The 10,832-nt window shown below is 74.2% G+C and carries 9 protein-coding genes; 4 read left to right on the forward strand and 5 right to left on the reverse strand.

The features are described from left to right. Positions 1-297: 297 nt before the first annotated feature. Positions 298-1,881: an alkaline phosphatase gene (locus tag LPU61_RS15595; RefSeq protein WP_229405268.1), complete on the reverse strand. Its 1,584-nt coding sequence runs from the start codon at positions 1,879-1,881 to the stop codon at positions 298-300. Between the two features lie 216 nt (positions 1,882-2,097). Here LPU61_RS15595 and LPU61_RS15600 point away from each other — a divergent pair, with 216 nt between their 5' ends. Beyond that, the gene (locus LPU61_RS15600) at positions 2,098-2,538 is read left to right on the forward strand and encodes a carboxymuconolactone decarboxylase family protein (RefSeq protein ID WP_043966708.1); all 441 of its coding nucleotides are present in this window, start codon (positions 2,098-2,100) and stop codon (positions 2,536-2,538) included. Continuing rightward, positions 2,487-3,527 (forward strand): RNA polymerase sigma factor SigJ, encoded by a 1,041-nt coding sequence (sigJ, locus tag LPU61_RS15605; protein ID WP_229405269.1) that lies wholly within the window; start codon positions 2,487-2,489, stop codon positions 3,525-3,527. The genes LPU61_RS15600 and sigJ overlap by 52 nt, the downstream gene beginning before the upstream one ends. Before the next feature lie 44 nt (positions 3,528-3,571). Here the strand turns inward: sigJ and ndk are convergent, their stop codons facing one another. After that, positions 3,572-3,997 (reverse strand): nucleoside-diphosphate kinase, encoded by a 426-nt coding sequence (gene ndk / locus LPU61_RS15610; RefSeq protein ID WP_043966706.1) that lies wholly within the window; start codon positions 3,995-3,997, stop codon positions 3,572-3,574. 143 nt (positions 3,998-4,140) lie between these two features. Here ndk and LPU61_RS15615 point away from each other — a divergent pair, with 143 nt between their 5' ends. Continuing rightward, complete coding sequence (locus LPU61_RS15615) at positions 4,141-5,523, forward strand: VOC family protein (protein WP_043966705.1); 1,383 nt, start codon at positions 4,141-4,143, stop codon at positions 5,521-5,523. A 68-nt stretch (positions 5,524-5,591) separates the two neighbouring features. Here LPU61_RS15615 and LPU61_RS15620 read toward each other — a convergent pair whose 3' ends face one another. The 3 genes from LPU61_RS15620 to LPU61_RS15630 all read right to left on the reverse strand — a co-directional run bounded on the left by LPU61_RS15620 (position 5,592) and on the right by LPU61_RS15630 (position 9,996). After that, positions 5,592-6,008, reverse strand: a complete 417-nt coding sequence (locus LPU61_RS15620) for a DUF4233 domain-containing protein (protein WP_043966703.1) — start codon at positions 6,006-6,008, stop codon at positions 5,592-5,594. After that, a complete protein-coding gene (locus LPU61_RS15625; RefSeq protein WP_229405309.1) occupies positions 6,005-7,276 on the reverse strand; it encodes a folylpolyglutamate synthase/dihydrofolate synthase family protein in 1,272 nt (423 codons plus the stop codon). The genes LPU61_RS15620 and LPU61_RS15625 overlap by 4 nt, the downstream gene beginning before the upstream one ends. 101 nt (positions 7,277-7,377) lie before the next feature. Continuing rightward, positions 7,378-9,996, reverse strand: a complete 2,619-nt coding sequence (locus LPU61_RS15630) for a valine--tRNA ligase (RefSeq protein WP_229405270.1) — start codon at positions 9,994-9,996, stop codon at positions 7,378-7,380. Positions 9,997-10,065: 69 nt separating this feature from the next. On the opposite strand from LPU61_RS15630, the gene LPU61_RS15635 reads away from it, so the two are divergent. After that, positions 10,066-10,746, forward strand: a complete 681-nt coding sequence (locus tag LPU61_RS15635; RefSeq protein WP_229405271.1) for a hypothetical protein — start codon at positions 10,066-10,068, stop codon at positions 10,744-10,746. Positions 10,747-10,832 lie beyond the last annotated feature (86 nt).

Consider the following 10,832-nt stretch of genomic DNA (forward strand, 5'->3'; position numbering starts at 1 on the left):
TACGCCGTCACCGGCGCCCCGGGGCAGGCCCGCGGTACCACCCCGCTTGGCGGCCAGGATCGACCGCCCGCTCGTTGCCGGCTGTGACGGGCCGGACCCGTCCGGTTCTACTGGGCCGGGTTGCGCCGGCTGTTCTTCCGGAGGCTCACCGGTGATGGCCGGGTCGTCGCCTTACTGAGGGTCAAGGATACGCGATCGGCGGCGGCGCCCGCCGCCGACTTAACCGCGCCCCGCTCGGCCCTGGGCGGTTGCCGTCCGCGCGCGACGGCAACCGCCCGGGATCGGGTCAGGATCAGGTCAGCGGCCCGGGGCGGGCAGGGTGGTGGTCCAGAGCGACGCCCCGTCGCGGTCGCGCAGGTGCACCGTGAACGCGCCCGACTCCCCGTCGATGGCCACCTCGCCGAAGTGCTGGAAGCCCTCGGCCGGCGACGTGTTCGCCCGCGGCGGGGCGTTGACGAATACCGCCTTCGGGCCGAACGTGCCGTCCAGGGCGTTCGGCCCGAACGCGCCCGCGTGCGCCGGCCCCGAGACGAACTCCCAGAACGGGGTGAAGTCCGCCACCGCCGCCCGCGCCGGGTCGTAGTGGTGCGCCGCCGTGTAGTGCACGTCGGCCGTGAGGAACACGATCCCGGTCACCCCGGCCCGGTGCGCCGAGCCCAGCACCTCGGCGAACTCCAGCTCCCGCCCGGCGGGCGCGCCGGGGTCGCCCTGCGCCACGCCCTCCTGCGCCGACCCGTCCGGCACCACCAGGCCGATCGGCAGGTCGTTGGCGATCACCTTCCACGTCGCCCGGGACCGCTTCAGCTCCCGGACCAGCCACTCCCGCTGCTCCCGGCCGAGCAGGCCGCGCAACGGGTCGGCGTACGTGTTGCCGTCGTTGGGGTCCTTGTAGGTGCGCATGTCCAGCACGAACACGTCCAGCAGCGGCCCGTACGACAGCTTCCGGTACAGCGGCCCGCCCGCCGGCACCGGCAGCCACTCGCCGAACGCCTGCCGGGCCCGCGCGGCGAGCACGTCCACCCGCTGCTCGGTGTACCGGGCGTCGGCCAGGACCTCGCCGGGGTACCAGTTGTTGGTCACCTCGTGGTCGTCCCACTGGTTGACCTGCGGCACCTCGGCGACGAACGCGCGCAGGTGCTCGTCGAGCAGGTTGTACGCGAACTGCCCCCGGTACTCGGCGAGGGTCTCGGCGACCTTGCTCTTCTCCGGGGTGACCAGGTTGCGCCAGATCCGGCCGTCGGGCAGCGTCACCGTCTCGGCGAGCGGCCCGTCGGCGTACACGGTGTCGCCGCTGCACAGGAAGAAGTCTGGGCGGACGGACCGCATCGCCTGGAAGATCCGCATCCCGCCGAAGTCGGGGGCGATGCCCCACCCCTGCCCGGCGATGTCGCCGGTCCAGACGAACCGCACGCCCCGCCGGCCGTGCGCGCCGGGCGCGGTGGCGAACGAGCCGACCAGCGGCTCGCTGCGTACCCCGTGCCGGTCCAGGCTCTCCACCGACACCCGGTAGTGCAGCCGCTCGCCGCACGGCAGGCCGCGCACCCGCACCCGGCCGGTGTAATCGGCGGACGGGTCGAGCACCGGGCCGCGCAGCAGCCGCGCGCCGCGCAGGTCGGGCCGGCGGCTCACCTCCACCCACATCCGGCCCGGCCGGTCGGCGCGGGTCCACACCAGCGCCGAGTCGGCCGTGACGTCGCCGCTCTGCACGCCGTGGGTGAGCACGGGCCGGCCGGAGGGCCGCCAGGCGGGCGCGCCGGCCGGCGGGGTCGCCCCGGCACCGGTGGCCCGGGCGCCGGCCGCGCCGAACAGGGCGCCGCCGGCCAGGCCCGCCCCGGTCGCGAGGCCGGCGCGCAGCAGGGTACGTCGGTCGAGAGAAGTCATCTGTCCCCTCCACGGGAAGTTGGTCACCAGTGGTGTACCGGGGGCAGGTGTGCTGCCGCGGCGGCCCGGATGACCGGCGGGGGAAGGCCGACTGACCAGTCGGGGCCGCCGTGCCCCGCGCGCCGCCGGAATGACGCGCGTCACACCGCGAGCCGTCACATCCGGACCCCCGCCGACCGTCGTGACGGGTGCATGCTCACGACGAGGGGAGACACGATGAGCCGGATCGACCTGACGGCGGTGGCGCCGGACGCCTACCGGGCGGTGTCGGGGCTGGAGCGCTACGCCCGGGACAACGTCGACCACACGGTGCTGGAGCTGGTGAAGCTCCGGGCGTCCATGCTGAACGGCTGCGCGTTCTGCGTGGACATGCACAGCCGGGAGGCGCTCGCGGCGGGCGAGTCCAGCCGGCGGCTGTTCGCCGTGGCCGCCTGGCGGGAGGCGCCCTTCTTCGACGAGCGGGAACGCACCGCGCTCGCGCTCACCGACGCGCTCACCCGCCTCGGCGAGCACGGGGTGCCCGACGACGTGTGGGACGCCGCCGCGAAGGTGTGGTCGGAGAAGGAGCTGGCGGACCTGACGGTCGCGATCGCCACCATCAACGTGTGGAACCGGATCGTGGCCGCCACCCGACGCCGCCCCTCGACGCACGAGTGACGGCACCGGGGGCGCGGCTGGCCGGGAGCGGGTGCCGGCCCGGCCGCGCGCCGCTTCCGCCGGCGGAGCCGGGCCGGGCGACGGCAGCCGACGCGACGGGGGCGGCCGGCGCGCTCGACGCGCACCGGCCGATGCTGCTCGGGCTGGCGTACCGGCTGCTCGGCAGCCTGCACGACGCCGAGGACGTGCTCCAGGACGCCTACCTGCGGTGGCTCGGCGCCGACCGGGCGGCCGTGGCCGAACCGCGCCGCTACCTGTCCCGGGTGGTCACCCGGCTCGCGATCGACCGGCTCCGCGCGCGGCAGGCGGCCCGGGAGACGTACGTCGGTCCGTGGCTGCCCGAGCCGGTGGCCACCGCGCCCTCGCCCTTCGGGCCGCCGGTCGAACCGCCCTTCGGGCCACCCGAGCACGCGGAGCTGCGCGACTCGCTCTCGCTGGCGCTGCTGCACCTGCTGGAGCGGCTGACCGCGCCGGAGCGCGCCGTCTACGTGCTGCGCACCGCGTTCGCGCTGCCGTTCGCGGAGATCGCCGAGATCCTCGGCCGGTCGGCGGCGGACTGCCGGCAGTTGCACCACCGGGCGACGGACCGGGTCGCCGCGGACCGCCGCCGCTTCACCGCGGGCCCGGGCGAGCAGCGGCGGCTGCTCGACGCGTTCCTCGCCGCCGCCCGCGACGGTGACCTGGCCCGGCTGACCGCCCTGGTGGCCGACGACGTCACGGCGTGGAGCGACGGCGGCGGGCGGGTCCGGTCGGCCCGCAACCCGGTGCGCGGGGCGGACCGGGTCGCCCGCTTCTTCGCCGGCGTCCACGGGCCCCGCAGGCGGCAGCCGCCCCGCCTCGCCCCGACCGAACTCAACGGCCAGCCGGGGGTCGTCATCCACTGGCCCGACGGCCGGCGGTACGCGCTGGCCGTGGCCGCCGCCGACGGCCGGATCACCGGCCTCTACCTGGTCGGCAACCCGGACAAGCTCGCCGGGCTGGCGGGGTGAGGCGACCGGCGGGCCGCCCCGCCGCCCGCCCGGTCGGATACCCGTCAGTCCAGCTCGGGGAACCAGAGCGCGATCTCGCGCTTGGCGCTGTCGGTCGAGTCGGAGGCGTGCACCAGGTTCTCCCGGTTGGACAGGGAAAAGTCGCCGCGGATGGTGCCGGCGGCGGCCCGGCGACCGTCGGTGCTGCCGATCATGCCGCGCACGACCTCGATGACCTGGTCGCCGGCGAGCACGAGGGCCACCAGCGGGCCGCCGGTCATGAAGCCCTTCAGCGGCGGGTAGAACGGCTTGTCGACGTGCTCGGCGTAGTGCTGGTCGGCGAAGTCGCCGTCCATCGTCCGGGACACCATGGCGTCGATCCGCAGGCCCTTGCGCTCGAAGCGGGAGAGGATCTCGCCGACCAGGCCACGGCGGACCGCGTCGGGCTTGATCAGGACGAGGGTGCGCTCGTCCGGGCTGCTGCTGGACACGCTGGGTTCCTCCTGTGCGCGGAAGGCGGCTCGGCTGGGTACGGTCAGCCTAGCGACCCGGTCCCGGCGCCGGCGCGGCGGCTGCTCTTTCCCTGGGTCGCCGATCCGGCCTAGCCTGGCCCTTGACTCCAGGGAGGTCCACTGTGGCTAACGGGAACCGACCCATCGCGCCGGTACGCAAGCTCATCGCCGCGGTGCTCGGCACCGTGGCGACCTTCGTGGTCCTGTTCGGGCTGGGCATGACCAGCTGGGCGATCGTGGCGCTCGGCGTGGCGCTGGTGGTGCTGGCGATCGCGCTGGCCACCGTGCGCGGCGGCGGGCGCACCTGGGTCGTCGGCATCGGGCACGTGCACAGCGCCTCCGAGCCCCCCACCACGTACGCGTTCGGCCGCTGCGAGCTGCAACTGGTCATCGACGCGCCGGGCATGCCGCCCCGGTCGAAGAAGATCATCGAGCCGAGGGTGCCGGTGGCGAAGTGGCCGTCGGTCGGCCAGTCCCTGCCGATCCGGGTGGCCCTGGACGACCAGCGCCACGTCCGGGTCCTCTGGGACGACGTGCCCACCCACGCGGAGACCGCCGCCGCGGCGGTCGCCGACCTGCCGCCCGAGTTCGGCGGCCCCGACCCGGTCGACGAGGTGCTCATCGGGCAGGAGGCGCCGCCGTGGGCCGACCGGGGCCCGGACGACGACTTCCACGACGACCCGCGCGACCCGTCGGCACCCGACCCGCTGCGCGACGACCTCCACCCGCTGCACGACGACCTCGGCCCGCTGCCGGAGGACCGGGAGCCCGTCGTGATGCACCACCGCCCCGGCGGACCGGTCGTGCTGGAGGGGACGCTGGTGGAGCCGAGCGCCGGCCAGTTGCCCCGCCGGGCGACCCCGGCCCCCCGGTCCCCGGCCGAGGAACGCTTCGCGGCGACCGAGGAACGGTTCGACCCGGCCGACGAGCGGTTCGAACCGACGGTGCCGGTGGAGACCATCGACGCGGGCCCCGCGCCCGCCGACCCGGTCGACGCGCGCCCCTCCATCGACCCGATCGACGTGCCGCTGGACGACCCGGGCGCCCGGTCGGCGCCCCTGGACCAGGCCGAGCTGGACGAGGCGATCTTCGGCTACGACCCGGAGGCCGAGCCGGCCGACGCCGCCGCCCCGATCAGCGGCGTCGGCATCACCCTGCTGGTCACCGACCTGGGCCGCTCGCTGGAGTTCTACCGGGACACGCTCGGCTTCACCGAGGTCGACCGGGGCTCCGGCAACGCCGTGCTCGCCTCCGGGGCGACCCGGCTGGTGCTGCGCGAGGTCGCCGGTGCCGCCCCCATGAGCCGCCGCCTCGTCCACGTCAACCTGGAGGTCGACGACATCCAGGGCGCGTACGAGCGGATGCGCGACTCCGGCGTCCGCTTCACCTACGCCCCCCGGGTCGTCAACCGGGGCACCAAGCTGGAGGTGTGGGCGGCGGCGTTCCGCGACCCGGACGGCCACGGCGTGGCCCTCACCCAGTGGCGCACCCGCGCCGACGCCTGAGGCGCAAGGAAGGGCCCCCTGTCAGGCATTCGGCAGAGCAGGGGGCCTTCTTGACACCCACCGGCGGCTCAGCGGCCGAGGATCACCCGGCGCACGTGCAGGGCGTAGCCCCAGACCAACGCGAAGATGATGCCGAGCGCCAGCAGCGACCAGTGCAGCAGCCCGGCGAGCATCAGCGCCCCCTGGAGCACGGTGCCGGCGTGCCACGCCCACGGGCGGCGCATCATGCCGGCGAGCGCCACCGCCGCCACGGCCAACAACACGATCACCGCGACGGCCGCGCCGCTGAGCTCGCCGCCGACCACCCGGATCGGCTGGATGGCGAGCAGCAGCACCAGCGCCTCCAGGCCCAGCGTCCCCGCGCCGAGGCCGCGCACGGCCCCCGCGGGGTTACGCAGCCCGGACCGCCGCTGCCCCGCCCCGTCCGGCGACGAGGTGCCCTCCTCGGGGACGGTGGACGAAGCGCCCTCCTCGGGGGACGTCATCGCTTGAGCAGCCGGCGGGCGTCGGCCACGGTCACCACCGAGCCGGTGATCAGCACGCCGACCCCGGCCAGTTCGCCGGGCACGTCGGACTCGGCCTGGGCCACCGCCGCCTCGATCGCGTCGGGCATCTCCTCGGCCACCTCCACCCGGTCCGCCCCGAAGACCTCCCGGGCCAGCTCGGCCAGCTCCTGCTCCGGCATCGCCCGGGGCGAGGAGTTGCGGGTGACCACCAGATGGTCGAGCACCGGTTCCAGCAGCTCCAGCAGGCCCGCCGCGTCCTTGTCGCCGAGGACGGCGAGCACGCCGACGAGCTTGCTGAACGCGAACTCCTCCTGCAGCGCGGTGACCGTGGCGGCCATCCCGTGCGGGTTGTGCGCGCCGTCGAGCAGGATCGTCGGGGCGGTGCGCACCTTCTCCAGCCGGCCGGGCGAGCTGACGGCGGCAAAACCCTCCCGGACGGCCTCGACGTCGAGCTGCCGCTTCGCCCCCGCCCCGAGGAACGCCTCCACGGCGGCGAGCGCCACCGCCGCGTTCTGCGCCTGGTGCGCGCCGTGCAGCGGGACGAACACCTCCTCGTACACCCCGCCGAGCCCCTGGATGTCCAGGACCTGGCCGCCGACGGCGACCGACCGGCGCAGCACGCCGAACTCGGACCCCTCGCGGGCGACGGTCGCGCCGACCTCGGCGCAGCGCTCCAGGATCGGCCGGGCGGCCTCCTCCTCCTGCGCCGCGCAGACGACCGTGGCCCCCTTGTGGATGATCCCGGCCTTGTGCAGGGCGATGTCCTGGAGCGTGTCGCCCAGCCACTCGGTGTGGTCGAGCCCGATCGGGGTGAGCACCGCCACCCCGGCCTGGATCACGTTCGTGGCGTCCTCCGCGCCGCCGAGCCCCACCTCGACCACCGCGACGTCCACCGGGGCGTCGGCGAACGTCGCGAACGCCAGGGCCGTCGTCATGTCGAAGTACGTCAGCGGCTCGGCGGAGCGCTGGTCGACCAGCTCGGCCAGGGGGGCGATCTCGCGGTACGTGGCCACGAACCGGTCCTCGCCGACCGGCTCCCCGTCGAGGCTGATCCGCTCGCGGACGCTCTCCAGGTGCGGGCTGGTGTAGCGGCCGGTGTGCAGCCCGAACGCCCGCAGCAGCGAGTCGATCATCCGGGCGGTCGAGGTCTTGCCGTTGGTCCCGGTGAGGTGGATCGACGGGTACGCCCGCTGCGGGCTGCCGAGCAGGTCGAGCAGCGTCTCGATGCGGTCCAGCTCGAAGTGCATGCGGGTGAAGCCGCGCCCGTTGAGCGCGGCCTCCACCTCGGCGAACTCGGTGCGGCCACCGTCGCCCCCACGGGCGCGGTCGGTGTGGTCGGTGCGGTCGGTCACGAGGGCAGCGCCTCCAGAGCGGCGTCGATGCGGACCAGGTCGGCCTCGGCGGTGGCCAGCCGCTCCCGGATCTTGGCGACCACCGGCTCCGGGGCCTTCCCCACGAACGCCGGGTTGTCAAGCTTCGCCCGGGCCTGGGCGACCTCCTTCTCGGCCGCCGCCCGGTCCTTGGTAAGCCGGGCCCGCTCGGCGGCCACGTCGATCGACCCCCGGGTGTCCAGCGCGACGCTCACCTCGCCGGGCATGGCGAGCGTGGCGCTGGCCTGGAAGTCGTCGGCGGGCTGGTCGAGCCGGACCAGCGACCGGATCAGCCGCTCGTGGCCCGCGATGCCCGCGCCGGCCAGGCCGTCGAGCCGCGCGACCACCCGCTGGGTGGGCCGCAGGCCCTGGTCGGACCGGAAGCGCCGGATCTCGGTCACCACCCGCTGGACGGTGCCGACTTCGCCCTCCGCGGCGTCGTCGATTCCGGTACGGTCGGCAGCCGGCCAGGCGGCCGTCATGACCGTCTCCCCGCCGGTGAGGGCGATCCACAGCTCGTCGGTGACGAACGGGATCACCGGGTGCAGCAGCCGCAGCAGCTGGTCGAGCACGTGCCCGAGCACCCGGCGGGTGGCGTCGGCCCCCGGCCCGCCCTCGGCGAGCACCGGCTTGCTCAACTCCACGTACCAGTCGCAGACGTCGTCCCACGCGAAGTGGTAGAGCAGGTCGCAGACCTTCGCGAACTCGTACGCCTCGAACTGCTCGTCCACCTCGGCGGTGACGTGCGCCAGCCGGGACAGGATCCACCGGTCGACGGTGGAGAGCTCCCCGGCCGCCGGCAGCGGGCCGTCGACGTGCGCGCCGTTCATCAGCGCGAAGCGGGTGGCGTTCCACAGCTTGTTGCAGAAGTTGCGGGAGCCCTGGCACCAGTCCTCGCTGACCGGGACGTCCTGGCCGGGGTTGGCGCCCCGGGCGAGGGTGAACCGGGTCGCGTCGGCGCCGAACCGGTCGATCCAGTCCAGCGGGTCGACCACGTTGCCGAACGACTTCGACATCTTCTTGCCGTGCTCGTCGCGCACCATGCCGTGCAGGGCGACGACGTCGAACGGCTGCCGGCCGTCCATCGCGTAGAGGCCGAACATCATCATCCGGGCGACCCAGAAGAACAGGATGTCGTAGCCGGTGACCAGGACGCTGGTCGGATAGAACTTCGCCAGGTCCGGCGTCTGCTCGGGCCAGCCGAGCGTGGAGAACGGCCACAGCCCGCTGGAGAACCAGGTGTCCAGCACGTCCTCGTCCTGGTGCCAGCCCGCGCCGGTCGGCGGCTCCTCGTCGGGGCCGACGCAGACGATCTCGCCGTCCGGCCCGTACCAGACGGGGATGCGGTGGCCCCACCACAGCTGGCGGGAGATGCACCAGTCGTGCATGTTGTCGACCCACGCGAAGTAGCGCTTGGCCAGCTCGGCCGGCTCGATCTTCACCCGGCCGTCGCGCACCGCGTCACCGGCCGCCTTCGCCAGCGGGCCGGTGTTGACGAACCACTGCAGCGACAGCCGCGGCTCGACCGTGGTCTTGCACCGGGAGCAGTGACCGACGGCGTGCACGTACGGCCGCTTCTCGGCCACGATCAGGCCCTGCTCGCGCAGCGCGGCCACGATCGCCGGCCGGGCCTCGTAGCGGTCCAGGCCCTGGAACGGGCCGTGGGCGGTGATCACCCCGCGCTCGTCCATGATCGCCAGGGCCGGCAGGCCGTGGCGCTGGCCGATCTCGAAGTCGTTCGGGTCGTGCGCCGGGGTCACCTTCACCATGCCCGTGCCGAAGGCCGGGTCGACGTGCTCGTCGGCCACGATCGGGATCCGCCGGCCGGTCAGCGGCACCTCGACCTCGGTGCCGATCAGGTGCTGGTACCGCTCGTCGTCGGGGTGCACCGCCACGGCGGTGTCACCGAGCATCGTCTCGGCCCGGGTGGTGGCGACCACCACGTCGGCCGAGTACCGGATCGAGACCAGCTCGCCGTCGTCGTCGGTGTGCTCGACCTCGATGTCGGACAGGGCCGTCAGGCAGCGCGGGCACCAGTTGATGATCCGGTTGGCGCGGTAGATCAGCCCGTCGTCGAAGAGCTTCTTGAACATGGTCTGCACGGCCCGGGAGAGGCCGGCGTCCATGGTGAAACGCTCCCGGTCCCAGTCGACGGCGTCGCCGAGGCGGCGCATCTGGCCGAGGATCGCGCCGCCGGACTCGGCCTTCCACTGCCAGACGCGCTCGACGAACTTCTCGCGACCCAGGTCGTGGCGGGACAGGCCCTCCCCCGCGAGCTGCCGCTCCACCAGGTTCTGGGTGGCGATGCCGGCATGGTCCATGCCCGGCAGCCAGAGCGCCTCGTAGCCCTGCATCCGCTTGCGCCGGGTCAGCGCGTCCATCAGCGTGTGCTCGAACGCGTGGCCCATGTGCAGCGAGCCGGTGACGTTCGGCGGGGGGATGACCACGGTGAACGGGGGCTTGTCGCTCTGGGCCGACGCCCGGAACCGGCCGCCGGCTACCCACTGCTCGTACCGTCGCTGCTCTACCTCGCCCGGCTGGTACTGGGCGGACAGGGTCGGGGCGTCGGGGCGTCGGGCATCCAGTCTCTCGGTCACCCTCAAAGTCTACGGAGCGCTTCCGAGGACCTGACGTGCGCCACCTGTTGTTCGCGTACGGTGTCGGCTATGTCCGACGCGCATCTCACGCAGCGTTCGCTCGCCGACGAGCCCGAGCCGATCGACCTCACCGAGGAACCGATCCGGCTCGGCAACCAGGACCCGGCGGACGGCACCGGCCGCGCGCCCCGATCCCGGCGCCGGCGCATCGTCCTCGCGGTGGTGTTGGCGGCCGGCCTCGCGGGGGTGGGCGCGCTCGGCATCGCCGGCTGGCGGGTGGCGCAGCAGAAGGACACCGAGCTGTCCAGCCCCGACACCGTCGCCGGCCTGCGACGGGACGACAGCGAACGCGCCCGCAGCACCGCCGAGTACCTGCGCGACGGGTTGTCCGCCGACATCGACCTGGACCGCAGCTTCGGCACCGTCTACCGGGACCCGGCGGACGACAAGCGGTCGGTGCTCATCTTCGGCGGTACGACCCTGCTCTGGCAGCCGGAACGCGACCTGGACACCCTGTTCCGCCTCATGACGGACGAGACCGGGAAGGTCACCGGCCTGCGGGAGGTCTCCCCCGGCCGGTTCGGCGGGGTGATGAAGTGCGGCACGACCAGCGGTGAGGGCGGTGACTTCGCGATCTGCGGCTGGGCCGACCACGGCAGCGTCGCGATGGCGATGTTCCCGGGCCGGCCCGTGGACTCCGCCGGTGACCTGCTGCGCCAGATCCGCGAGGGGATCCAGACGCGTTCCTGATCCCGGCCGGGGATCCGCGATCCGCTGGCGGCGTCCCCGGCCCAGGTGCCGCCGAGCGTGGTCGTCCCCGCGTCTGGTCCCCAAAT

Source organism: Micromonospora sp. NBRC 110038 (assembly GCF_020884815.1).
In the GTDB taxonomy this organism is placed as follows: Bacteria; Actinomycetota; Actinomycetes; order Mycobacteriales; family Micromonosporaceae; genus Micromonospora; species Micromonospora haikouensis.

Coding starts and splice junctions, on each gene's coding strand:
- LPU61_RS15595 (WP_229405268.1), bottom strand. CDS start 1,881: ATGACTTCTCTCGACCGACGTACCCTGCTGCGCGCCGGCCTCGCGACC.
- LPU61_RS15600 (WP_043966708.1), top strand. CDS start 2,098: ATGAGCCGGATCGACCTGACGGCGGTGGCGCCGGACGCCTACCGGGCG.
- LPU61_RS15620 (WP_043966703.1), bottom strand. CDS start 6,008: ATGACGTCCCCCGAGGAGGGCGCTTCGTCCACCGTCCCCGAGGAGGGC.
- LPU61_RS15625 (WP_229405309.1), bottom strand. CDS start 7,276: ATGCACTTCGAGCTGGACCGCATCGAGACGCTGCTCGACCTGCTCGGC.
- LPU61_RS15635 (WP_229405271.1), top strand. CDS start 10,066: ATGTCCGACGCGCATCTCACGCAGCGTTCGCTCGCCGACGAGCCCGAG.